At 76.1% G+C, this 23,918-nt stretch carries 16 protein-coding genes; all 16 read left to right on the top strand.

Annotation, left to right across the window (positions count from 1 at the left end; translation table 11 throughout):
• Window positions 1-3 precede the first annotated feature (3 nt).
• From OHT74_RS08390 to OHT74_RS08315, 16 genes are read left to right on the top strand one after another with little or no spacing between them, the layout of a single operon-like run.
• On the top strand, window positions 4-582 hold the full coding sequence (locus tag OHT74_RS08390) for a phage tail protein (protein ID WP_266997834.1): 579 nt from the start codon (window positions 4-6) through the stop codon (window positions 580-582).
• Window positions 579-1,940 (top strand): CIS tube protein, encoded by a 1,362-nt coding sequence (locus OHT74_RS08385; protein WP_328619888.1) that lies wholly within the window; start codon window positions 579-581, stop codon window positions 1,938-1,940. Before OHT74_RS08390 ends, OHT74_RS08385 begins: the two co-directional genes overlap by 4 nt.
• A complete protein-coding gene (locus OHT74_RS08380; RefSeq protein WP_266662151.1) occupies window positions 1,937-2,116 on the top strand; it encodes a hypothetical protein in 180 nt (59 codons plus the stop codon). Before OHT74_RS08385 ends, OHT74_RS08380 begins: the two co-directional genes overlap by 4 nt.
• A complete protein-coding gene (locus OHT74_RS08375; protein ID WP_328619887.1) occupies window positions 2,109-3,194 on the top strand; it encodes a phage late control D family protein in 1,086 nt (361 codons plus the stop codon). Before OHT74_RS08380 ends, OHT74_RS08375 begins: the two co-directional genes overlap by 8 nt.
• Complete coding sequence (locus OHT74_RS08370) at window positions 3,194-3,859, top strand: phage baseplate assembly protein V (protein ID WP_328619886.1); 666 nt, start codon at window positions 3,194-3,196, stop codon at window positions 3,857-3,859. The genes OHT74_RS08375 and OHT74_RS08370 overlap by 1 nt, the downstream gene beginning before the upstream one ends.
• Complete coding sequence (locus OHT74_RS08365; RefSeq protein ID WP_328619885.1) at window positions 3,856-5,442, top strand: hypothetical protein; 1,587 nt, start codon at window positions 3,856-3,858, stop codon at window positions 5,440-5,442. The genes OHT74_RS08370 and OHT74_RS08365 overlap by 4 nt, the downstream gene beginning before the upstream one ends.
• Before the next feature lies 1 nt (window position 5,443).
• A complete protein-coding gene (locus OHT74_RS08360; protein WP_328619884.1) occupies window positions 5,444-8,437 on the top strand; it encodes a hypothetical protein in 2,994 nt (997 codons plus the stop codon).
• A gap of 49 nt (window positions 8,438-8,486) precedes the next feature.
• The gene (locus tag OHT74_RS08355; RefSeq protein ID WP_328619883.1) at window positions 8,487-8,921 is read left to right on the top strand and encodes a GPW/gp25 family protein; all 435 of its coding nucleotides are present in this window, start codon (window positions 8,487-8,489) and stop codon (window positions 8,919-8,921) included.
• A gap of 18 nt (window positions 8,922-8,939) precedes the next feature.
• Window positions 8,940-11,114, top strand: coding sequence for a putative baseplate assembly protein (locus OHT74_RS08350; RefSeq protein ID WP_328619882.1), 2,175 nt, complete (start codon window positions 8,940-8,942; stop codon window positions 11,112-11,114).
• Window positions 11,114-13,255 carry a phage tail protein gene (locus tag OHT74_RS08345; RefSeq protein WP_328619881.1) on the top strand — a complete coding sequence of 714 codons (2,142 nt, stop codon included), beginning with the start codon at window positions 11,114-11,116 and terminating at the stop codon, window positions 13,253-13,255. The genes OHT74_RS08350 and OHT74_RS08345 overlap by 1 nt, the downstream gene beginning before the upstream one ends.
• Window positions 13,252-14,901, top strand: coding sequence for a hypothetical protein (locus OHT74_RS08340; RefSeq protein WP_328619880.1), 1,650 nt, complete (start codon window positions 13,252-13,254; stop codon window positions 14,899-14,901). Before OHT74_RS08345 ends, OHT74_RS08340 begins: the two co-directional genes overlap by 4 nt.
• Complete coding sequence (locus OHT74_RS08335; protein ID WP_328619879.1) at window positions 14,894-17,032, top strand: ATP-binding protein; 2,139 nt, start codon at window positions 14,894-14,896, stop codon at window positions 17,030-17,032. The genes OHT74_RS08340 and OHT74_RS08335 overlap by 8 nt, the downstream gene beginning before the upstream one ends.
• Entirely contained in the window at window positions 17,029-18,489 is a 1,461-nt protein-coding gene (locus OHT74_RS08330; RefSeq protein ID WP_328619878.1) for a hypothetical protein, read from the top strand. Before OHT74_RS08335 ends, OHT74_RS08330 begins: the two co-directional genes overlap by 4 nt.
• On the top strand, window positions 18,486-19,919 hold the full coding sequence (locus tag OHT74_RS08325; protein ID WP_328619877.1) for a hypothetical protein: 1,434 nt from the start codon (window positions 18,486-18,488) through the stop codon (window positions 19,917-19,919). The genes OHT74_RS08330 and OHT74_RS08325 overlap by 4 nt, the downstream gene beginning before the upstream one ends.
• A 57-nt stretch (window positions 19,920-19,976) precedes the next feature.
• Window positions 19,977-20,771 carry an AfsR/SARP family transcriptional regulator gene (locus tag OHT74_RS08320; protein ID WP_328619876.1) on the top strand — a complete coding sequence of 265 codons (795 nt, stop codon included), beginning with the start codon at window positions 19,977-19,979 and terminating at the stop codon, window positions 20,769-20,771.
• A 20-nt stretch (window positions 20,772-20,791) separates the two neighbouring features.
• A complete protein-coding gene (locus OHT74_RS08315) occupies window positions 20,792-23,734 on the top strand; it encodes a patatin-like protein (RefSeq protein WP_328619875.1) in 2,943 nt (980 codons plus the stop codon).
• Window positions 23,735-23,918: the final 184 nt, after the last annotated feature.

Below are 23,918 nucleotides of genomic sequence, written 5' to 3'. Positions count from 1 at the left end.
AACGTGCCCGAGCTCGTGCAGACCTTCAGATTCCGGGTGCGGCTCACGCGCAGCGCCACGCCCGGCCGGACCGCCGAGCCACCTCCCGTCATCCCCCGGCCGCCGTCCGAGGCCGGCGCGCCCGGTTCCGCGGCGGTCGGCCCCGGCGCGGCGGACCGGGCCCCCGACCGGCTCGGCGACGGCGGGTTCCAGGAGTGCGCCGGGCTGGCCCTGGAGGCCGACGTCCGCGAGTACCTGCAGGGCGGCGCGAACGACGAAGTGGTGCGCCGGGTGGGGCGGGTCAGGCTCCAGCCGCTCGTCCTCAAACGGGGCATGCTCGTCGCCTCGGACGGGGGGAGCGCCGACACGAGCCTGTGGGACTGGCTGCACGGCATGGTCGCCGGCGGCGCCCCCGTTCCCCGGTACGACGGCGACGTGGAGGTGCTCGACCCCGCGGGCCGACGGGTCGTCGCGCACTGGACGTTCGTCCGGGGACTGCCGCTGAAGATCACCGGACCGACGCTCAACGCCCGTACGGGGGAGATCGCCGTGGAGGAACTGCACATCGCCCACGAGGGCCTGCGCCTGGAGCGGACCCCGTGACGGCCCTGGTCCACGCCACCCTGCAGCGGCTCACGGTGACCGCCCAGCCCGGGAAGGACCAGCCGCCGCTGGTCAAGGAGGCCGAGGACAGCCGGCCCCTCGAAGTGCAGTTCAACCCGGCCACGCTGCGGATCAGCCGCAACAACAACGTCGACCGGGGTGGGACGACCACGAGGAACCAGAAGGTCCAGCATCCCGCCCAGGAGGGCTCGACCCTCACCTTCGACCTCGAATTCGACACCGCCGAACAGCGCGGCGGCGGTCAGTACGTCGACGTACGCCGCTGGACCGCCCTGGTACGGCAGTTCGTCGAACCCCCGGCGAAGACCTCCGACCCGCCGCCGGCCGTCCGCTTCGTCTGGGGCACGCTCCGCTACAACGGCATCGTCACGCAGGTCAACGAGGAGCTCGACCACTTCGCGCCCGACGGGACCCCGCTGCGGGCCAAGGTCGGGGTGACCATCGTCGAGCAGAACTTCGCGTACCAGGCGCACGCCGAGGGCCCCGCCACCCGCGACGCCCGGACCGCCACCGAGGCCGGCGACCAGCGGACCGGAGCCGCGCCCGGCACCTCCGGCACGAACCGGCCCCGGCAGGTGGTCCAGGCCCAGGACGGCGAGTCCGCCCAGCAGTTGCTGTCCCGGCTCGGGCTCGACCCGGCGGCCTGGCGCGGCGCGATGAGCGGGCTCGACAGCCCGCTGACCCTGGCCGCGGGGGCCTCCGTCCAGCTGGGCGCGGAGGTCTCGGCGGGGTTCGCGGCCGCTGCCGGGATCAGCCTCTCGGCGGGCTTCGCCGGGGACGCCGCGCCGACCTCCGTCGGGGGCCTGGCCGCGGCGCTGGGCACCGGCGGCGGGCCCGGGGCGGATCCGGCGCTCGCCGGCTTCGTCCTCAGCGCCGGGGGCGGGATCGCCGCGTCGGCGGACATCGTGGCGGGCGCCGCAGTGGACTGCGCCACCTCGCGGGCCCGGCAGAGCTTCGAGGTGCCGGCCGCCGCGGCAGCGGGCCCGCCGGGCGGCGCGGTCCCGGCCGGCTCGCCCGTACGCGAACCGGCCCGGCCCGGACCGGCCGGGTACGCCCCGCCGCAGGTCCCCGACCGGCGCTCCCTCGGCTACGGCCGGGGCATACCGCTGCGGGCCCGCGCCGATCCCGGGACCCTCGCCGAGGTCCGGGCCGGCGGCGGCCGCAGCCTCGCCGACCGGGCCCGGCGCGAGGAGATCGCGCCGCCCGACCCCGGGGCCGCCCCGTGGGAGCGGCTGCCGGCCGCCGCTCCCGGCCGGGCCGCCGCCGACTGCGAGCAACGCGGCCGTGACGCGGGCCGGACCACCCTGAGGTGGACACCGCGAGGAGGCCCGCCATGAGCGTGTACATCGGAGAGCTGCACACCGACGTCGTGCCCGCGGGCGGCGCCGCCCCGCCGGCCGCCGGCCAGGACCGGGCCGGCGGGAAGTGGGCGGCCGCCGAGCACCACCGCGAGGCCTGCGAACGGGCCGCCTGGCTCGCCGCCCGCGTCGCGGCGGAGGGCTTCGATGACTGAGCCGGCGATCGCGGTCGTCTCGCCCGTCTTCGAAGTGGGCGGCGCCCTGGTCAGGGACCTCGCGCGGGACTGCGTACGCCTGGAGGTCGCCGAAGGCGTCGAGGGACTGCGCACCCTGCGCGCGCACTTCCTCGCCGTCGGCGCCGGGGCCAAGGGCCCCCAGGACCGGCTGCGGCACCTCGACGGGTCCACGGTCGGCCTCGGCAGCGCCCTCAAGGTCGCCCTCGGCCCGCCCTCCCGCCAGCGCTACGTCTTCGAAGGCGTCGTCTCCGGCCTGGAACTCGTCCTCGGCGACGGCGAACCGCCGCTCGTCCTCGTCCACGCCGAGGACGCCCTGATGCGGCTGCGGATGACCCGCCGGATGCGCACGTACCACGACACCACCGACGCGGGAGTCGCCGAGGAAGTGGCGCGCGAGCACGGGCTCGCCGCCGACGCGGACGTCCCCGGGCCCCGCTACGACGTCCTGCAGCAGCTCAACCAGAGCGATCTGGCCTTCCTGCGGGAGCGGGCCCGGTTCGTCCAGGCCGAGCTGTGGGCCACCGGCCGCACCCTGCACTTCCGCCCCCGCGGCAGCCGCGGCACGACCCCGCAGACCCTCGTCTACGGCAGCGAGCTGATGTCGGTCCGGCTCGCCGCCGACCTGGCCCACCAGCGCAGCGAGGTCGTCGTCACCGGCTACGACGCCGACCGGCGCGAGGTCGTCGACGAGCGCGCCGGCCCCGAGGTCGTCGAGGCGGAGACGGCCGGCGGCCGCACCGGGGCCGGACTCCTGGCCCGGGCACTGGGGCCCGGCGCCAGCCTGCGCGTCCGGGAGGCCGCCCTGACCGCCGAGGAGGCCGAGACCTGGGCGCGCGCCGAAATGCTGCGCCGCGGACGCCGGTTCGTGACCGTCGCGGGCACCACCAACGGCAGCCCCGATCTCGTCGTCGGCGGCAGGCTCACCCTGCGCTCGGTCGGCGCGCCGTTCGAGGGGGAGGGGTACCACGTCACCCGGATCCGGCACACCTTCGACGCGGACCACGGCTTCCGCACCCGCTTCGACGCCGAACGCTCCAGCCTGAACGAGGTGGTGTGATGTCCCTGCCCGCTCCCGCGGACGGCTCCGCCCCCGGCTACTTCGGCGTCTACCCGGCGTTCGTCACCGACATCGTCGACGAGAAGCGGCTCGGCCGGGTCGAGGTCCGCTTCCCCTGGCTCGGCACGGACGGGGACCGCGACGTACGCGCCTGGGCCACGCTCTGCTCCCCGTACGCCGACGACGAGCAGGGCCTGCTGGTGCTGCCCGAGGTGGGCAGCCAGGTCGTCGTCGCCTTCGAGGCGGGCAACCCGCGCCGCCCGTACGTACTCGGCGCGGCCTGGAACGGCCGCACCGCCCTGCCGCACGAGCCGGAGGACGCCAACAACCTGCGCGCCCTGCGGTCGAGGGCCGACAGCAGGCTGGAGTTCGACGACACCCGGGGCGCGGCCAAGGTGCGGATCACCATGGCGTCCGGCCACGAGGTGACCCTCGACGACGCCACGCAGCAGGTGACGATCCGGCACAGCGGCGGATGCGTGGTGCGGCTGACGCCGACCGCCGTGGAGGTCCAGGCGAACGTGTCCGTCGACGTCAAGGCGCCCGTGGTCGCGGTCAACGCCCCGCTGTCCACCTTCAGCGGCCTGGTGAAATGCGGAACGCTGGTCACGGAGCAAGTGGTGATCTCCCCGGCCTACACCCCCGGCGCCGGGAACATCTGGTGACCGCCGCAGCCGCAGCCGCAGCCGCAGCCGCAGCCGCGGCCGCCGACGGGCACGGCCACGGCTTCAAGGTCCTCGCCCCCTGGTACGCCTGCGAGCGCGGGCACTTCGACCGCTTCGACCCCTCGGCGCACACCCCGGCGCTGCAGAAGTACGCCTCCGCCGAGTTCGTCCGGGCGCTCGTGGCGGATCCGCGCGACTCGCTGCGGTTCGACCCCGACGAGGACGTCTGGTCGTACCCCGTACCCGTCGACCTCACCGACCGAGGCCCGGGACGGGCCCGGTTCGCCACCCATCAGCTCGTCCGCACCCGGCTGCGCAAGCTCTACCAGCCCAGCCACGAGCGGTTCTACGCGGTCGTCGTCGAGCTCTTCTGCGACCGGCCCGGGCTGCCGCGCCCGCAGTCCGCGGAAGGCCTCGAGGTGGGGTTCGTGATGCGCCGGCGCCACGTGGAGATGAGCGCGCCGCCGAAGGTGCTGCGCACGCTCTCCCGCAGGCTGACCTCCGAGCTGCGCGCGGCCGGTAACCAAGCCGGCTCGGACGCGGGACCCTACCTGTCGGAGGCCCAGGACGTGCTGTGGGCCGACCTGGCGCACCGTACGGCGTTCGAGGAGGCGAACCGCGAACTCCTCGGCCAGGTCGATCTGAAGAAGAAGACCCAGGCGTGGATGGCCGGAGCCGCGGGCGGGCAGTGGCGCAGGCTCGGCGAGCCGCCGCCGGCCGGCCGGCCCGAGGACCGGGAGCAGGAGCTGCCGATGTGGCGGCTGCCCGCCCGCTCGGGCGACTGCGGGCACGGAGCGCCGCCGCCGGAGCGGTCGCTGTGGTTCGGGGTGGTGCCGACCGGCTCCGCCGACCACGACGACCGGGGCGCCCCCAAGCTCGACGACCGCTCCGTGTACGAACTGCGCTGCTTCGTACGGCGCACCCCGCGGCCGGGCCACGAGCACTGCCCGCCGCAGGTCTCCTGGAGCAAGCCCACCGAGCCCTTCCGGCTCGCCCCGTTCTTCGACCCCGAAGGCACCAAGAACCGGAAGATCTCCATCACGATGCCCGACTTCCGGGCGGTGGCCGCCCGGGCCGCCGCGCCGCCCGGTCCCGGCGGGGTGGCGATCACCAGCCCGCCCGGCTCGCAGATGTCCTTCGATCCGGGCGGCGGCACCCCGAGCGGCGGCTCGGTCGGCGGCACCGTCCCGCGGACCTGCACGTTCGCCCTCGAGATCTTCATGATCGTGGCGTTCTTCGTGTTCAGCATGTTCCTGCCGATCGTGGTGTTCCTCTTCCAGCTGTGGTGGCTGCTCGCCCTGCGCTTCTGCCTGCCGCCCTCGCTGGAGGCGGCCGCCGCGCTGAAGGCCTTCTTCGACGGCACCAGGACCCTGGCCGACATGGGACAGGCGGAGACGGACGCCTTCGACGAACTCCTCGGCGCCAAAGGCGCGGGCGCCCGCCTCAGGGAAGCGAGCGACGCCTTCGCCCAGGACGACCTCGACGACCTGGTGGACCTGGTCACACCGCCCGCCACCGCCCCGGTCCCGGCGGCGCCCCGGCCGGAGCCACCGGTCGACGACCCGCTGTGCGAGGGGGGATGAGATGGCCGCTCCGGCCCCCGCGGCCCGGGAACCGGCCCGCGCTCCCGTCCCGGCTCCCGCTGCACCCGCACCGGCCCCCGCGGGCCCCGCGCCCGCCGCCGCACCCGGAAAGCTCGCGGACGAGCTGTCCCGCGTCGTCGTCGCGCCCGACGTCCCGAAGGAGGAACTGGCCCTGCAGGGCGGGGCGGCGCTCGCCGTGCCCGCACCGGTCGGGGAGTACCTGGACCGCAAGGGGGCCGCGGGCGGGCCCGTACGGGTCCGCCTCGGCCAGGTCGCGGCCGGCACCCTCCACCTCCACAAGACCGACCAGGGGATCGTCACCGGACCCGGGAGCGGGTTCCAGTCGATCCCGCTGCTGCACCCGCTGCTCCTGCCGCTGCGCACCGAGGGCATCGAGCCGGTGCTCGCCCTGCGCGTCCACGGCGGCGTACTGGAGGGGCACGCCTCGGCGCGGGTGAAGGGCGTTCTGCTGGACGGCCCGCTCGCCCTGCTCGCCCGGATGGAGGGCTGCGCCAAGGCGCTGGGCTGGCACGGAGTGGGCGGTCTGCGCCTGCCGGGCGTGGAGAACGAGCTGCGCGGCGCGACTCTCGTCGTGAAAGCCGGCGGGATGTCCTTCACGCTCGGCGGCTTCCTCAGCGCCTCCGGCAGCCTCGGCATCGCGGGCGAGCTGGTCACCTTCGACGCCGTGGCGAAGGGCACCGTGGCCGGGCTCGGCTCCGTGGAGGTGCCGGTGGTCCGGGGGCCGGACGGGGCGCTGTCCGGGAAGGCGGTCGTCGACGTGGCGCTGCGCGGGTTCACCGGGCAGGTGACGGCCGCCTTCGCGGCGGGGCTCGTCGACGTACGGGGCACCGTGCGGTACGCGAACGACAAGTTCGACGGCCAGGTGACGCTGGTCGCCACCGATGCCCGGACCGCAAAGGAATTGACGGACAGTCAACTCCCCGAGCAGGTCAAGTCCTCGAAGGCGGTGACCGGGGAAGCGGCGGCTCCGGATGCCGCGGCGGCCCCGGCGGAGCCCGCGGGTCCGCGGCCCGGCCCCCGGGTGGTGGCCGGCTGGGGCGCGGTCAGCGTGCAGCTGGCGGACTGGCTGCGCGGTGAGGCGCTGATGGTCGTCGACCACCACGGTGATGTGACGGTGGTCGGCAAGATCCTGCCGAAGATGGACAAGCCGCTCTTCGAGCAGAAGAAATACCTCAAGCAGCTCGCGAAGTTCGAGGTCCGCGCCCTCTACGGAGTCCCGCTGGTCGGCAACGTCTTCCTGTTCGCCAGCATCGGCCTCGAAGCGGAGGCGAGGGTCGGCCCCGCGACGCTCGACCGGATGGAGCTGACCGGCACCTGGTCGACCAAACCGGAGGTGCTCAAGAGCTTCGGCCTGACCGGCACCCTCAACATCTCCGCCTACGCGGGCCTGCGGCTCAAGGGCGAGGGCGGCGCGGGCATCCAGCTCCTCGGCCACGACATCAAGGCGGGCATCGCGCTCATCGCGCTCGCCGGGGTCCGCGGCTACGTCGAGGCCACGCCGGTGATCGGCTACCGGGAGGTCGCCGATCCGAAGGCGGGCAAGCACGGGGAGTTCTTCCTGGCCGGGCACATGGAGATCGCGGCCCAGCCCTTCCTGGGTCTCGGCGGCGAGCTCTTCGTGGAACTGGACAGCCCGTGGTGGTCCCCGGCGCCGGACAAGCGCTGGAACTGGCCGCTGGCCCAGCTCGAATACCCGCTGCCCGGGGAGTTCGGCATCGGGGCGGATGTCGAACACGTCCTGGGATCGGGGAAGGTCCCCGAGATCACCTTCGGCGAGGTGGATTTCAGCGCGGACAAGTTCCTGACGGACCTGGTGGGCGACCACGTCCCGGCCAAGTCGGCCAAGGACGAGCAGAAGAAGGGCGCCTGGAAGGACCCCGGCGGCCCGGCAGCCCCCGCCAAGGCCCCGGCCAAGACCCCCGCCAAACCCGCGGCGAAGGCCCCGCCGAAGGCCGCGGCCCCCACCCCCGCCCCGGCCAGGGGCAAGCCGGCGGCGCCGGAGGCCGCGCCCCCGTCCCCGGCCGTCCAGCACCGCTGGCTCGCCGGGCTGCACGCCCTGGGTGCGCTCGCGGAGAGGTCCCACCGTGACCCGCAGGACGCGGCCGAACTGCGCGACGCCCTGGCCGGGATCAAGAAGACGCACGGCTTCACCGCCCTGGACGCGGAGCTGGTCGCGGGCAAATGGCAGGTCACGGCCGCCATGAACCCGACCACGAAGAAGGTCCCGCAGATCGATGCCGACGTCGGGGCGGCAGGACCGGGACGGACGGCGGTGGCTGCGGATCCCGCGCCGAAGACCGACGAAGAGCTGACCGCGTACGTGCGCAGGCTGTGGAACCGGATCCGCCAGGCTCGCCTCCGGCAGCCCGTGCCCTCCGGAGGGCCGATCGCGCAGAGCCTCAACGAGACCGACAGGAAGGTCCTGCGGAAGGTGTTCCCCGGGGTCCCTCAGGCAGGCATCACGCTCCGGGATCTCGCGGTGTACCTCCACGAGGCCGCGGAAGCGGCCGGCGCGGCCGACAGCGCGACGGCGCTGGCCAAGGAGCAGGCCGAGGCCCGTGAGCGCACGGCGTCGGCGACGGTCTACTCGACCCTGGCGGGTTCCAAGGTGCCCAGTGCGAAGGAGAAGGTCGTGAACAGCCGCGCGAAGGGCCTGGACGAGTATGCGCTGCTGCCTCTCGCTCCGGCCGAGATCTCGTACGACCACGTCGTGTCCAAGAAGGAGTTCTCCGGGCTGCCGGGCGTGGCCGAACTGAGCCACGCGGAGCGCATGGCGATCCTGCACAACGAGGCCAACGTGCGACTGCAGAAGCGGGGCCCCAACAGCTCGCGGGGGGAGACCCCGTGGCCGCAGGCCGAGTGGATGCACAAGTGGTACGACCCTGCGGCCATGGCCCGGGCCGTCCGGCTCTACCACGAGGCGCGGACGTACGTCGTGGGCCGGATCGCCGCCAAGGCGAAGGGGCGGACCTGACGGGGCATCCGAGACGCCACGGTGACGGCCGCCCGGCAGGATCGGGATTATGACCGTGAGCACAGCGACGACCGGGGCCGCGGGCCCGTTGGAGGCGGCGGCCGGCGAGGCCCGGCTCGGGACCGGGGTGCGGTTCCCGCTCCGGCCCGGAAGCGGCGGCGGGCTCGGGTGGGTCGCGGGGGCCGCCGCGGTCCGGCAGTCCGTCGAGACGATCCTCGACACCGAGCCCGGAGAGCGCATCATGCGCCCCACCTTCGGCTGCGGACTGCGCCGCCACCTCATGGCCCCCAACACCCCCGCCACCCGTACCGCGATCGCCGCCGAGATCGCCGAGGCGCTCACCGCCTGGGAGCCCCGGATCCGGGTCACCGAGGTCGCCGTGACCCCGGGGGAGGAGCCGACCCTGGTGTGGATCGACATCGCCTACGTACACCTGCTCGACCTGCGCCCGGCCAACCTCGTCTACCCCTTCTACCTGCGGTAGAGGCCGGGTGACGACGGTATGCCGCTGATCGGCCCCATCCTCGACGACCGCACCTTCGAACAGCTCCGGGACGAGCTGGTCAAGCGGATCCCGGTCTACGCGCCCGAGTGGACCGACCACAACGCGGGCGATCCCGGCATCGCCCTGCTCGAACTCTTCGCGCACCTCGGCGAGTCACTGCTCTTCCGCTTCAACCAGATCCCCGACGCCACGAAGGTCGCCTTCCTGCGGCTGCTCGGCGTCCGGCCGCGCCCCGCGCTCACCGCCCGCACCCTCCTCGTCCTGGAGACCGAACGCCCCGAGGGCGTGCAGGTGCTGCGCGGAGCCGAGGCCCGGGCCGGCGCGGTCGCCTTCGAGACCGACAACGAGGTCGTCGCCTGGCCCCTGGAGACCCTCGCCGTCGGCAAGACGCCCGCACCCGAGGCCCCCGGCTCCGCCGAGAGCCGACGCCGGCAGAACGCGGTCGAGGCCCTGCCGAAGGGCGAGCGCAAGCGGGTGGCCTCCGGGGCTCCCGTCTCCTTCTACGTCACCACCGCCGTTCCCGACGACCCGCTGGACCCCGACCTGCCGCCCCTCGACGTCAGCACCACCCTCGACCGGTCCCTGTGGATCGCCCTGCTCGCCAAGAACACCACCGACCCCCGCCTGCTCGCCGGCCGGACGCTCTTCGTCGGCGTCGTCCCCGACGAGCAACTCCCGCGCCCCTACGACCTGCGCGCCCGTGACCCCCACGACCCCACCCGGATGCGGGCGGGTGACCTCGTGAGCGCCCCGCCCGGCTTCCTCTGCGAGCTGTGGAACGGCCCCGAAGCCCCCACCCCCTTCACGCCCCTCGCCGTGCTCGGCGACACCAGCCGCGGGCTCACCACCACCGGCGTGGTCTCCGTCGAGCTGCCCGCCGCCTTCCCCACGCACCCCCGGGGCCGCACCGGCAGCGGCGGCCTGCACAGCCCGCCGCCGCTCGACGACGAGAAGACCGCCGCCCGGGTCCTGGGCTGGCTGCGCGTACGCCGGCCCGCCGACGAGAACGACGCCATCCACCGCATCCGCTGGGTCGGCGCCAACGCCGTCGGCGCCGTCCAGGCCCGCACCGCCGCACCCGAACTCCTCGGCACCGGCACCGCCGACGCCGGCCAGGTCCTGCGCCTCACCAGGCACCCCGTCCTCGCGGGCAGCGTCCGGCTGGAGGTCGAGGAGGCCGACGGCTGGCGGCCCTGGACCGAGGTCGAGGACTTCGCCGCCGGCGGCCCCTTCGACCGGCACTACACCCTCGACGCCGACGCCGGACTCGTCCGCTTCGGCACCCGCTGCCGACTGCCCCAGATCGGCGAACGCATCCGCGTCCTCGCCTACCGGTACGGCGGCGGCTCCGCCGGGAACGTCCCGGCGGGCGCCATCGGCGCACTCACCGGCGTCGCCGGCGTCAAGGTCACCAACCCGCTCCCGGCGTACGGCGGCGCCGACGCGGCCTCCCTCGCAGACGCCCTCGACGCCCTGCCCGCCGAGGTGCACCGCCGCGACCGGGCCGTCACCTCCGAGGACTTCCGCTCCCTCGCCCTCGAAGTCCCCGGCGTACGGCGCGCCGAGACGCTGCCCCTGCTGCACCCCGACACACCCACCCAGCCCGCCGCCGGCGTCGTCAGCGTGCTCGTCCTTCCCACGGAGGACCTGCGCGACCCCGGCGCCCCGCTGCCCGACCTCGCCCTGCTGCGCCAGGTGGCCGCGTACCTCACCCCCAGGCGTCTGGTCACCACCGAGCTGTACGTCATCCCGCCGACCTACGTGGACATCGCCGTGTCCGTGGGCATCCGGACCCGGGACGGCTACCAGCCCGACGCGGTGCGCCGCTGGGTCGAGCTGATCCTGCGCCAGTACCTCGCCCCGCTGCCGCCGTACGGTCCCGAGGGCGCGGGCTGGCCGCTGGGCCGGGCCGTGCGGCGCGCCGAACTCGAGGCCGTCGCCGTCCAGGTGGAGGGCCTGGAGTACCTCGAGGACGAACTGCTGCTGGCCCGGCGCGCCGGTACGGGATGGACCCCGCTGCCCCTCGTCCCGCTGAACCCGTGGGAGGTGCCGCGGCTCGCCGGGATCACCGTCGTCACCGGCAGCCCGCTGCCCGTCGGCGCAGGCTACGGCTCCCCGCCACCGCCCCCCGGCGACCCCGTCGTCGTACCGCTGCCCCCGGAGGTGTGCTGATGTACGGCGACCGCGCGATCGGCGTCCTGGCCGACCCGGACCAGTGGCTGCGCTGCCGCCACGAGTCCACCGCCCTCCTCGACGAGGGCGGGGTCTGCCTCGCCTGGGAACCCGAGCCGGAGGCGGGGCCGGACCCCGGTGCGGCCGGGCACGGACCCGCCGGGCTCGCCTTCGACCGCTGGGGCCGCGCCTACCGCTCGTACCCGCGCGCCGGACGCGTGGAGGTCATCCCGCCCGGTGGCGGCGACGAGGGCGCGCCCCACCACCGGCCGGGCACCCTGTGCGTCCCGCGCGGCCTCGCCGTGGACGCCGCCCAGCGGCTGTTCATCGCCGAGTCCGGCGCCGGCGCCGTCCACGTCGTCGACCTGTGGGGCGAGCGGCTGCTGCGCCGGGTCCCCGTCCGCAGCGCGGACCGGCCGCACCGCCGGCCCCTCGACGTCACCGCCCACTGCGGGGCGGTGGCCGTCCTCGTCACCCGGCCCGCCGGGGTCGTGCTGCTCCAGGGCCGCCGCGGCCCGCTGCGCGGACCCGTACTGCGCCGCCCGCCCGGCAGCGACGGCCTGCGCCCCACCCGGATCGCCGACCACGCCGGGCACCTCCACGTGCTGTGGACCGGGGCGGCCGGCGGGCGCGCCGTCGTCGCCCGCGCCGACGGCACCGTCCCGCTCGTCGTGGACGACGCCACCGACCTCGATCTGACCGCCGACGGGGCACTGGTCGTGGCCCGGGCCCCCGGGCAGCCGTTCCGGCGATTCCGTACGGACGGCCATGCCTGGGCCGAGATCGAACCCCTGCGGGCCCCCGGCTACGACGGCGGCGCCATGACCGTCGACCCCGACGGCCGCGTCGCGTTCACCACCGCCGACGGCCTCGCCCGTACCGCCGGGCCCGCCGCCCGGTACACCCCCGCCGGGAGCGTCATCGGCTACCGCCTGGACGCCGGCGAGTACCGCACCCGCTGGGGCCGGCTGTTCATGGACGCCTGCATCCCGCCCGGCACCGAGGTCCGCGTCAGCTTCCTGACCACGGACGAGGACACCGTCCCCGACCCGCTGCCCTGGTCGCCGCCCGTCCGCGGCCCGCGCTCCGTGCGCCATGCCGACCGCACCCCGCCGCTGCCCTCCCGCGCCCTCTACGCCGACCGGCTGCCGCCCTCCGCGCCGCTGTTCCGGCGCCCGACCGGCCGCGAACTGCCCTGGGCGCAGATCGACCCCGACGACGGGTTCGAGACGTACGAGGCCCCCGTGCAGGCCCCGCCCGGCCGCTACCTGTGGATCGTGCTCCGGCTCGCCGGCACCCTGCGCCTGAGCCCCCGCATCCGGGGCCTGCGCGTGGAGCGGCCCGGACACCGGCTGCCCGCGGCGCTCCCCAGGGCCTGGAGCCGGGACGAGGCCGACGCCGCTTTCCTGCAGTGCTTCCTCGCCCCCGCCGAAGGCCTGTTGCACGAACTGGACTCCCGTGCCGCCCTGCGCACCCTCCTGCTCGACCCCCGGGCCACCCCGCAGGAGGCCCTCGGGTGGCTGGCCGGGCTGCTGGGCCTGGCCCTGGACCGGCGCTGGCCCGTGGCCGCCCGGCGCGAGCTGATCGCCCAGGCGTACGACCTGTTCCGCATCCGCGGGACGGTGGCCTGCCTCGAACGCATCCTGCGGCTCTATCTCCCGCTGCCCATCAGCGTGGTGGAGCACTGGCGGCTGCGCGGACTCGGCGGAGCGGTGCTCGGCGCCGGACCCGGCGGAGCCCCCGCACCGGCCGTCGGCGGCGCGGCAGGCACCTCCGGGGCGCTGGGCCGGTTCACCGTGGGCGGCACCCGGCCCGGAGAGGACGGCTACACCGCCACCGCACACCGGTTCAGCGTGCTCATCCCCGCCGATCCGAGCGCCGGGCAACTCGACGTCGTCCGCGCCATCGTGGAGGCCCACAAACCGGCCCACACCCTCGTCGACATCTGTCCGCTCGGCGCGGGCATGCGGATCGGCCGCACCCTGCACCTCGGGCTCACCTCCGTCGTCGGCCCGGGCGCGGCCTGGGGTCCCGCGGTCGTCGGCCGGGTCCGGGTCGGCGAGGACGGCATCGTGGGCGTGCCCGCCGCCGGCTCCCGCGTCGGCGAGAGCACCATCGCCGGGGCGGTGCGCGTCGGATGAGCGGCCCCACCGTGGTCATCGACCGGCTGTCGGCGACCCTGCGCCACGACCCCGCCGAGGAGCCGCCCGCAGCGGACCGGCTGCGCGGACCGCTGCGGCACGCGGTCGACGGCGCCCTGGAGTCGGCCCTGCGCGGCCTGGTCCTGCCGCCCGGGCACTGGTGCCTGGCCCGCCTCGACCTGACCCTGGGCCTCGACCTGGCCCGCCCCGATCCGGCGCTCGCGCGCGACTGGTCCGAGGCGGTCGCCGCCGCGATCGAACGGACCGTACGCGAGGGCCGCGCGGCCGCGCTCGTGCACTACCGGCACGACGTGGAACTGCTCGCCGACGCGGTCGCCGGCCTCGCCGCCGGGCGCCGCGAACGGCTGTGGGCCTGGCGGCAGACCGGCATCCTCCGCCCCGGCGACCCCGCCCCGGACGCGGCGCCCGGCCCGGCGCTGCTCGCCGCACTGGAACGCCACCCGCAGCACGCCGCGGCCGCCGTGCTCCGCGCCGCCGAGGACTGCGGGCTCGCCGCACTGGACCGGGCGTGGGGGCGCGACGGCTGGCAGCGGCTGGCCGCCCTCGCCGCCGGTCGGGACCATGCGTCGGAGGAGGCCGCCGGACCGCCGCCGCCCGGCCCCGGTACCCGTGCGCGCGCCCGGGCCCTGCTCGCCGGATCGCGGCTGGCCGCGCTGGTCCGCGAGAGCGGGCTGCGCCCCGCCGGACCGACCCTGGCCGCATGGGCCGTGCTCGTCCTCGCCGAAACCGACCCGGCATCCCTGCAACGGCCCTCCGCCCGCCCCGGGCTGCGCGGGCTGCTGGCGGACGGCCTGCGGACCCTCGGCGGCGCCCCCGCGCTGCCGGATCCCGAACAGGTCCCGCAGCTCGGGGAGTTGCCGGACACCGGGGCGGCCGCCGAGCCCGCCGGGTCCGGTGAGCAGGCCCCGGCGCAGCCCGCCGACCGCCCCGAGGCCCCGCCGGGCCGGGGCGCGCCGCCGCAGGAGCCCCCCGCCGCCATCCCGCCCCGCGCCGATGCGGCCGGGACCGGCCCGGCGCCGGCCGCCCCCGCGGCCGGCGACCCCGGTGCGCAGGGCCCCGTACGGGCACCCCGGCAGGACGGTCCGCCGGCCGAGGAGCCGGCCGCCGATCCGGCGGGCGGCGCGGCCACCGGCTGGGCCGGGCTGCTGTTCCTGCTCGCCGCGGCGGCCGAGACCGGACTCCCGGACCGTGCCCTCGGCGAACCAGCCCTCGCTGCACGGCCGTTGCCCTGGGTGCTGCACGCCGCCGCCCGCGCCCTCGTCCCCGCCCTCGCGCCCGGGGACCCGGCCGCCCTCGCCCTCGCCGGGCTCGGCCCCGACCGGGCCGCCGGGCTCCTGCGCGCCGCCGTGGCGGCCCCGCCCGAGCAGGCCGCCGTGAGCGCGCTCGCCGCCGACTGGGCGCGGGCCACCGCCGCCCGCCTCGGCGACGAGCGGTACGCGGACGACCCGTTCGGCGCCGTCGCCGCCGTCGCCCGCCGCCCCGGCCGGATCACCGCCGAGACCGGATGGATCGAGGTGCACCTCGCCGTCGGCGACACCGACCTGGCCGTCCGCCGCGCCGGGCTGGACCTCGACCCGGGCTGGGTGGGCTGGCTCGGCGCGGTGGTGAGGTACCGCTATGTCTGAGCGCATCAGCCGCGACCTCTCCCGCCGGGCCGCCGCCGTCGCCGTCCGGGTGGCCGAGCTGCTCGAGACCCTGTGCAGCGAGGAGGCGGTCGGCGGATCCGCCGCGTTACTGCGCGACTGGGCCGAGAGCGCCACGCACCGCGCCGCAGCCGCAGCCGCCCCCGGCACGCGGCCCCCGGCCTTCACCCCGCTCGACCGGCTCGTGGACCGGTTCGGGCTCGGCTCCCTGGAGACCGAACTCGTCCTGTTCGCCGGGCTCCCCGAGGAACACGAGGGCCTGGCCCGGACGTTCCGCACCATGAACCCCGGCGGCGCCCCGCACCCCAGCGTGGGCCTCGCGGGCCTGCTGATCGACTGCGCGGCCCGTACCGGAGCCGAAGGCGGCGGACCAGGGCACGCACCGGACCGGGTCGTCCTGCGCCGGCTGCTCCACGAAGGCCCGGCCGTACGGGCGGGCGTGCTCGCCCTCACCGGCGACGGCCCCTTCCACGAACGCTCCCTGACCCTCGCCGACGGGCTGTGGGAGGCCCTGCACGGCTACCCCGCCTGGCCCGCCGCGCTGGAGGAGGCCGACCCCGGCCCGCCGGTCGCCGGACTCGACGGCTGGCTCGAACTCCCCGAAAGCGTCCGGGCCGTCGCCGCCCTGCGCTCGCGCGAGCCCCGCGTCCTGCTGGTCGGCGCCCGGGACGAGACCGTCGCGCTCAGCCGCTGCGCCGCCCTCGCCCGCGCCGCCGGACTCGGCCTGCTCGCCGCCCGGACCCGCCCCGAAGACCCCGGCGCCATGGGGCTGCTGGGGCTGCACGCCGCCGTACGGGACGCCGTGCCGCTGCTGGTGGTGCCGGCCCCGGCGGGCGGGGCGGGCCCGGTCACCCCCGCCGTCGGCCGGATCCCCGGGCCGCTGCTGATCTGCGCCGCGCCGGGCACCGTACGCCCCGGGCCGCAGCGGCCCGTACTCACCGTGCCGGTCGGGCCGATCGGCACGGCGGACCGGCGCACGGCCTGGCGGGCGGCCCTGCCCGAAGCACCGGAACACGCCCCGGAACTGGCGGCGCGGCACCCGCTCGACCCGGCGCTCACCGCCCAGGTCGCCCTCGACGTGCACGGCCGCGCCGGGCTGGCCCCCGATGCGGAGGAGGCCGGGGGCAGCCCGGACGTCTCCGGCGCCATCCGGGCCCGCGCCGGGGCGCTGCTGCCCTCGGGCGCCGACCTGGTCAGCCCGGACGCCCGCTGGCCGCGGCTCGTCCTCGGCGGGGAGGCCGACGGGCAGCTGCGGGACGCGGTGGCGCGGCTGCGCCACCAGGCGCTGGTGCTGGACGACTGGCGGCTGCGGGAGGCCGCCCGGGCCGCCCGCGGCGTACGGCTGCTGCTCACCGGGCCGCCCGGTACCGGCAAATCGCTGGCCGCCGAGGTACTGGCGACCGAGGCGGGCCGGGACCTGCTGGTGGTCGACGGCTCCGAGCTGGTCTCGAAGTACATCGGCGAGACGGAGAAGAACCTCGCCGCCTGCTTCGAAGTGGCCGAGCGCACGCAGGCGGTGTTCCTCCTCGACGAGGCCGACGCCCTGTTCGCCACCCGTACGGAGGTCTCCGAGGCCAACGACCGGTTCGCGAACATGGAGACGGCCTATCTGCTCCAGCGGCTCGACCGGTTCGACGGGCTGGCCGTGCTGACGACCAACCTGCGGCAGAACATCGACGCCGCGTTCATCCGCCGGATGGACTTCGTCGTGGAGTTCCCGCTCCCCGACGAGGCGGGCCGGTACCGGATGTGGGAGCTGCACCTGCCCCGCGCCCTGCTGCACGCCGACGTGGACCTGGCGGGGCTCGCGCAGTACTACCCGGTGCCCGGCGGCTGGATCCGCAACGCCGCGATCGGCGCGGCCTTCCGGGCGGCGGACGACGGGGGAGCGGTCCGCCAGGGCCACCTCGTCGACGCGATGCGGCGCGAGTACGGGAAGGCGGGCCGCCCCTTCCCCGGGGAGCCGGCCCGGCCGGGCGGCGCCGCCGCGGACCGGCGGGCCGCGCGGGCCCTCGACTCGGCCGTCGGCCCTGCATTCGACTCGGCCGTCGGCTCCGCGTCCCCCTCCGCCCACTTGGTGATCGACAGGCGTACCCAGAAGGAGAGCTCATGACGGCGCTCGGCTCCGGCAGCACCCCGTGCGGCTGCGGCGGCGGGTCCGCCCCGGACCTGCCCACCGACCCCGCGCACGGAGGCGGGCCGTGCGATCCCGGCCCCTGCGGCGGGGACGAGCTGCCCGTCAACCCCTTCCTCGCGCTGCGCGTGGCCTTCGGGATGCTGCTCGGCGAGGACGACTTCCGCGTCCTGATGGGCAATCCGCGCGGCAAGCTGATGCTGCACAACGCCTGGCTGCACGGCCCCGGCGTCATCTGGGGGCTCGGGGTCGCCCGCGACGGCGACGAGCTCCGGGTGCTGCCCGGGCTGGCCGTCGACGGGCTCGGCCGCGAGCTCACCCTGGAGACGGCCTGGTGCGTGTCCCTGACCGCATGGGCCCGGGACTGGATCGACGCGCACCCGCCGCAGGAGGGCCCGCAGACCGCCGCCTCGCCCGCAGCCGAGGACTCCGAGCCCGGGCCTCCCCGGCGGCGTACCGTCGAGGCCTGGATCCTCGCGGAGTTCGCGTCCTGCCCGGACCGGCCGGTGCCCGCCCTGGCGGACCCGTGCGACGTCACGCGCCGGCACGACGACTTCTCCCGGATCGTGGAGACCGCGCGGATCACCATCCGCTCCACCGCCCCCGCGCCCTGGCGCCCGTACCACCGCGTACGGGTCCTCCTCGGCCTCGACGAGGCCGTCCCGGGGGACGCCGCAGGCCAGGAGGCACTGCGGGAGGCCGCCGAAGTGGCCCGGGTCCCGGCGCACCTGCGGGCGCCGGCCCTGCTCGCCGCGTTCCGCCGGCTGGCCGCCGCAGACGCCACCGCACTGGCGCCGGAGCGCGAGGAGGGCGACATGTGCCCGCCGTGGGCGCCGGTGACGGAGGACCACGCCCCCGTCGTCCTCGCCCGCCTCACCGTCGAACTCACCGAGTACGACGGCTGCGTACGGATCGAGGAGGTGCGCGCCGACCCGTCCGTCCGCACCGCGGCCCTGCCCACCACCACCGTCCAGGAGCTGGTGTGCGGCCTGGCGCCCGGGATCATCGGCGCCGCCGCCGAGGCGGACGCCGGCGGCCCGCGCCTGATCCGCGGCTCCCTCGCCTGGAGCCGCGAGCACACCGTGCTGAGCTTCGAGGTCACCGCCCCGCTCGCGGCGGGCTCCGCCGAACCGGAGGGCATCGAGATCACCTCGCTCTCCGGCGCCGGCCGGGGCTGGGCGAGCGACGAGGTCGCCGGGATCCGGGTGTCGGCCGACGGCCGCCGGGTCAAGGTGGACCTCGACCAGCGGCCCGCGTACGAGACGGTCCGCATCCGCGTCCGCGGCACCGGGCCCAAGCCGCTGTACGGCGAGCACCCGCGCGCGCCCTTCGCGGGCCTGGAAGGCGGCCCGCCGGGCACTGCCGACGAGGGGAACGACGCCGTCGTCACCGTCCATCTGCCGCGCCAGGCGGCCCCCGGGAGGACCGAGGAATGACGATCAGCGAAGCCGCCGCCACGGGGGTCCCGCCCGCCGACCCACCGACAGGGCCGCCCGCCACCCCGTCCGCGACCGCCGACGGCGGGATCGACCGGCTGAACGCCTTCGACGGGCTGTTCCTGCGCGCCGAACACCTCAACCGCATCCAGGACTACGCCCGCGAACTCGCCCTGGCCGTCGGTGCGGCGGGCGGCCCCGGCGTGGTCGAGGGCTACGAGGTCAGCGTCAAGGACGGCATCCTCCGTGTCGGAGGCGGCCTCGCCGTTTCCCCGGAGGGCCGCCCGCTGCGCTCGGAACGCCTCGTCACGCTTCCGCTCACCGGCCTGAAACCCGGGCTCGACGGGTTCTGGTGGGTCGAGGTGGCGCCCGACTCCCGGCCCTACGGCGATGCCCCGGTGCAGGGCAGCTACTGCGACGACCCGTGCGCGGGTACGGGCACCACCCGGCGTCCGTACGTCTCGGAGGGCGTCCGGATCCGGCTGGCGGAGGGCACCGAGCGGGGCCTCGACAACCAACTGCCCGCCTCCCGGCGCAACTTCCTCGCCTCGCGGATCTTCGCGGCCGAACGCACGGAGCACTCCCCGTGGCCGTACGGGACGGGCAGCGCACACCTGCCGCCCTCCTGGACCCCGCCGTCCGCGAGCCCCGGACGGCCCGGGACCGTCCGGCTCGCGGTGCTCCTGCGCGACCCCGGCAGGCCCGACGGGTGGGAGGTCGACATCTGGGCCGCCCGCCGCGACCGGGCCGCGGCCCCGCCGTACCGGTACTGGCAGTCACGGCTCGGCATGCGGCCCTGGGACGCGTACACGGCCCAGATCCTCCAGTTCCAGGACCAGTTGACGCAGGTGCTGGGAGCCGTGGAGGCGCCCGCGGCCGATCTGGGCCCGCTGCTGGAGCAGTTGGCCCTCATCGGGGAACAGCAGTTCCTCAAGAGCCACACCAAGGACCAGCTCGGCCAGGAGGTCGCACGGCTCATCACCGGAATCGGCGAGGGCGCCCTGATCAGGCCGGCGGCCGCCGGCGCCGGCCCGTACACCCTGGAGCAGCTGGGCATCGCGGAGCTGCCGCCCGCCGGGTACCTGCCGTTCACGCCCGAGCCGGAGCAGCGCGCCGCCCTCGGCGGGATCCGTGCGCTCCTGGGGCAGCAGGTGGACCTGAGGTATTGCTCGTGCGCGCTCGCCGATGTCGCCCGAGCGGTGGAGGAGGCGCAGCACCGCGACCGCATCCGGCTGGCCGAGCCCGTCGGCGTGGACATCCTGCTGCCCGTCGACGACCGGGAGACACCGGTCGGCAACTGGGTCGCGTTCGTCAGGAGGGAGCAGCGCCACTGCTACGACCCCGGGGACGGCAGTGACCGGAGGAGCGAGGAGGGCACGCAGAGCACGGAGAGCGCGGAGACGGATGAAAAAATAGCACTCGGTGACTGATCGGTGACGGTGCGCGCATAGCATATGCGGTCGGACTTCTATGCAGGAGGACCGCCTATGAATCAGCAGTTCCTCGAGTCACCGGTCCGTGTTCCCGGGCAGGGGGAGGCGCCGGCCCTCCACCTCCTCGGCGGCCCGCGCGTCGTCCATCAGGGGAGATGGCTGGACGTGCCGGAAGGGGGCAAGCGCCTGCTCGCGTTCGTCGCGCTCAACGGCGGCCGGGTCGAACGCCGGCATGCCGCGGGCACGCTGTGGCCGTCCGGCGACGACCTGAGGGCTGCGGGGAACCTGCGGTCCGCGCTGTGGCGGCTCAAGGCCTCCGGCATCGACCTGCTCGACTCCGACAAGTGCTCGCTCGCCGTGCGCGAGCACACGGTCGTCGACCTGTACGTCCTGTACGGCTGGGCCGGGCGGCTCATCGGCGGCACCGCCACCAGCCAGGACCTCTCGGTGCTGAAATGGCGTACCGACGCGCTCGATCTGCTGCCCGGCTGGTACGACGACTGGGTGCTGCTGGAACGCGAACGCGTCCGCCAGCGGCTGCTGCACGCCCTGGAGGCGCTCAGCCGCGAGCTGGCCCGCGTCGGCCGGCACGCCGAAGCGGTGGAGTCCGCGCTGGTCGCGGTGAGCGCCGAACCGCTGCGCGAAAGCGCCCAGCGGGCCCTGATCGAGGCCCACTTGGCGGAGGGCAACCTCATCGAGGCGATGCGCACCTACGACACGTACCGCGACCTCGTGAAACGCGAACTCGGGGTGGAACCGGGGTACGAACTCTCCGGCCTGATACGCAACTTCTGCCGCTCCGCCACCCGTACCCGCGAGGTGGTGGCCGCCCGGGTGCGCCACGCCTGATCCAGGGCCAAGCTGGAGGCATGAGCGACGACCGGCCGGGCCGGCGCAGTACGGAACTGCGGCTGGCCCTCGCAATGCGCGGCGGGGTCAGTCTCGCCGTATGGATGGGCGGGGCCTGTTGTGAGACGGCGGCGCTCCGGGCGGCGTCCGGGCAGCAGCCCGCCCCGGGAACGAGCGTCTACGCAGGGCTGCTGGACACGTGCGGATACGAGGACGTCGACATCGACGTCCTCGTCGGAACCAGTGCAGGGGGGATCAACGGCGTCCTGCTGGCCTGCCACCTCGTGTACGGGATGCCCTTCGGCCGGGGCGTGCGGGACCTGTGGCTGCGCCTGGGCGACCTCGAAGGGCTGCTGCGCCGCTCCACCCCCTTCCACGTGCCCGCCTCGCTGATGCGCGGGGACGAGGTCTTCTACAAGGAGCTGCGCGGTGCGCTGGGCCGGCTCGTCGACGAGGCCCCGCCGGACCGGCGGCCGCCCGCCTCGCTGCGGCTGATCCTGACGGCCACCCGGCTGCGGCCCCGCCGGGACCTGGTCCGGCCCACCCTCGGACGGCCGCTTCCGGTCGGGCGCTCCCACGCCTACTTCCGCTTCCGGCACCGCGGCGCCCTGACGGACTTCCCCGACGACGTCACGGGCGCGGCCCGTGAGACGGCGCTGGACCGGCTGGCGTACGCGGCGCGGACCTCCTCCTCGTTCCCGGGAGCCTTCGAACCGGGCCGGGTGTACGTCGGCAACGGCGCGCAGCCCGTCGAGGACCCGCCCCGGGTGGACATGCGCGGCGTCAGCAGCGAGAGCGGCCACCCCGACGAGGACCTGAACGGCTGCGCCGAACTCATGGACGGCGGGCTGCTGGACAACATCCCCGTCGCCTGGGCGGTACGGGCGGTAGCCGGGGCCCCGGTGGCCCGCAAGGCCGACCGCCGGCTGCTGTTCCTCCAGCCGGTGCCCCCGTTCCCGCCGCCTCCCGAGCCGGGCGGCAGCCGGCGCGTCACCCGGCTGGTGCGGATGGCCGCGAAGTCCCTGGCCGTGAAGACCGGCTCGGAATCCCTGCGCGACGACGCCCTCGAACTGCGCGCCGCCGAGGCCGCGGCCGAGCAGCAGCGGGCCGTCCTCGGGGTGCTGCCCCTGACCCTCACCGAGCTGTACGACGCGGCGATGGCCCGGCTGGACCCGTACGCCCGCACGGCCGGCCGGGCGGAGGCGCAGCGGCTGATCCGGCTGCTGGCGGACCCGGCGGAGGTGACCGGCCCGGACGCGCTGCCGCTGCCCGCGGGCCCGGGGCCGCTGGAGGCGCTGGACGAGAGCGCGGCGGAGGGCTCGGCGGCCCTCTTCGCCCGGCTGCGCCGGGCGGCGGACGGCCTGGCGGTGGAGCCCGGCACGCTGCCGGGCCCGGGGTACTCGCCGCTGGCCCTCGCACGTACCGTACGGCTGCTCATGGACTGGCTGAGGGCGTACGAGTCCGGTGCCGGGCCGGTGGAGGCGGAGCTGGTGGAGGCGTACCGGACACGGCTGTTCGCGTGCCGCTCCGCCGTCGCCACCCTGAACGCCGCTCGGGACCGGCTGCTGCTCGGCCGCTACCGGGCCGCCCTGTCCCTCGGGCTGATGCCCACCGATGCCACCGCCCCGTACGGAGAGGCGACCTGTCTGCTGGGCGCCCTCATGCCGCCCGTGCCTCCGCCCGAGGCCGCGCCCGCGCACTGGGAGACCTGGGCGGCGAACCTTGCGGCGGCGGTCGGCGCCGGCTCCCCGCCCGAGGTCCCCGCGACCGGCCCGGCGGAGGTCCCGGAGGGCTTCGGCCACCTGTGGGAGCGGCTGGCGGACCTGGGCCAGGAGATCGGCCTGGACCTGAGCCCCGACGTCGACGGCTACGAGGCCCTCCACGCGGCTGCCCGCGGCGCCGGCCCGCCGATGGCCGAGGCGCTGGCGTACGCCGAGGTGCTGCTCGGCCCGCTGCGCCCCGACCCGCTGGCCGAGGCCACCGACATCGACTTCCACACCGTTTCGGCGGCCGACACCAGTTGGGCCACGCGCACGGTGCTGCCGCAGGTGGCCCCGGACTCCCCGGAGGACATGGTCAGGGCCAAGCTCAGCGGCAACCAGCTGAACAACTTCGCCGCGTTCCTCAGTGCCCGCCGGCGGATGAGCGACTGGACCTGGGGCCGTCTCGACGGGGCCGCCGCCCTCGTGTCGGTCGTCGCCACCGACGAGCGCCTGCACGACGCGTTCGGGGACCCCGCGGACCTCACGGCGCTCGGCGAGGAGATCGCCGGGGGAGATGGCACTCGGCCCGCCGTTCACGGAGCTCTGGGCGCAGGACGTCACCACCCGGCCGGACGTGGCCCCCTGGGACCGGGTGCGGGACGTGCTCACCGCGGTCCGCCAGCACGAGATCCTCCACGAGGAACTGCCACTCCTCGCCGAGCTGCACCGCAAGGGCTTCCGGGGCGGCAACCGGCCCCCGGACTCCCCGCCGAACCCGCCGGGCCTGCCCACACGGGCCGCGTTCGACGCGGCCCTGGCGTCCTTCCGCGAGATCGGCGCCGAGGAGGCCGGCCGGCTGCTCCGGGCGCGGGATCCGCGCCGGGCGGCCCTGCGCACCGGGCTCCTCGCCTGGCCGGCGCTCCAGCCCACGGGCAGAGCCGGGGCCCGCCTGGTACAGGGCCTCCTCGGCGTGCTGAAGCCGCTGGTCTGCCTCCCGGCGCTGGTCGGGGTCGTGGCACCCGTACCGGCCCTGTGCGCGGCCGTGCTGATGTGGACGGGCATCGCCTTCTCCACCGGCGACTGGTCCTCGCACCCCGGCCACGTCCCGGTCTGCCTGTACGCCATGGTCGCCCTGGCGGCACTCGTCCGGCAGCGGATCCGGCCCGCCCGGCTGCGCGTCCCGGCCCTCCTGGTCGCGACGGCGGGACCACCCGTCGCCCTGTGGCAGCTGCGCGGCCTGCACACGCCGGACGTCGGTGACGGCGCCCGCACGCTGATCGTCGGAGCCGCGTTCGCCCTCGCCGCCGCGGCCGTGCTGTACGTCGGCACGGACCGGTGGGCGCTGCTGCCGGGGGCCGCCGCCGTCGCGGGAGTGATCGCCGGCCTCGTCCAGTGCGGCCGCCCGGGGCTCGGCGGCTGGTGGGCCGCCCTCATCCTCTACGCC

The organism is Streptomyces sp. NBC_00354 (assembly GCF_036106915.1).
Classification (GTDB): domain Bacteria; phylum Actinomycetota; class Actinomycetes; order Streptomycetales; family Streptomycetaceae; genus Streptomyces.
The sequence above is the reverse complement of the archived record's forward strand: the minus strand, read 5'-3'. Positions and strand labels throughout refer to the sequence as shown.

What these genes read in the sequence shown, in the direction of transcription:
- OHT74_RS08355 (WP_328619883.1), top strand. Translation starts at nt 8,487, where the DNA reads ATGACCGTGAGCACAGCGACGACCGGGGCCGCGGGCCCGTTGGAGGCG.
- OHT74_RS08340 (WP_328619880.1), top strand. Translation starts at nt 13,252, where the DNA reads ATGAGCGGCCCCACCGTGGTCATCGACCGGCTGTCGGCGACCCTGCGC.
- OHT74_RS08380 (WP_266662151.1), top strand. Translation starts at nt 1,937, where the DNA reads ATGAGCGTGTACATCGGAGAGCTGCACACCGACGTCGTGCCCGCGGGC.
- OHT74_RS08320 (WP_328619876.1), top strand. Translation starts at nt 19,977, where the DNA reads ATGAATCAGCAGTTCCTCGAGTCACCGGTCCGTGTTCCCGGGCAGGGG.
- OHT74_RS08330 (WP_328619878.1), top strand. Translation starts at nt 17,029, where the DNA reads ATGACGGCGCTCGGCTCCGGCAGCACCCCGTGCGGCTGCGGCGGCGGG.
- OHT74_RS08325 (WP_328619877.1), top strand. Translation starts at nt 18,486, where the DNA reads ATGACGATCAGCGAAGCCGCCGCCACGGGGGTCCCGCCCGCCGACCCA.
- OHT74_RS08370 (WP_328619886.1), top strand. Translation starts at nt 3,194, where the DNA reads ATGTCCCTGCCCGCTCCCGCGGACGGCTCCGCCCCCGGCTACTTCGGC.
- OHT74_RS08345 (WP_328619881.1), top strand. Translation starts at nt 11,114, where the DNA reads ATGTACGGCGACCGCGCGATCGGCGTCCTGGCCGACCCGGACCAGTGG.
- OHT74_RS08315 (WP_328619875.1), top strand. Translation starts at nt 20,792, where the DNA reads ATGAGCGACGACCGGCCGGGCCGGCGCAGTACGGAACTGCGGCTGGCC.
- OHT74_RS08335 (WP_328619879.1), top strand. Translation starts at nt 14,894, where the DNA reads ATGTCTGAGCGCATCAGCCGCGACCTCTCCCGCCGGGCCGCCGCCGTC.
- OHT74_RS08350 (WP_328619882.1), top strand. Translation starts at nt 8,940, where the DNA reads ATGCCGCTGATCGGCCCCATCCTCGACGACCGCACCTTCGAACAGCTC.
- OHT74_RS08375 (WP_328619887.1), top strand. Translation starts at nt 2,109, where the DNA reads ATGACTGAGCCGGCGATCGCGGTCGTCTCGCCCGTCTTCGAAGTGGGC.
- OHT74_RS08360 (WP_328619884.1), top strand. Translation starts at nt 5,444, where the DNA reads ATGGCCGCTCCGGCCCCCGCGGCCCGGGAACCGGCCCGCGCTCCCGTC.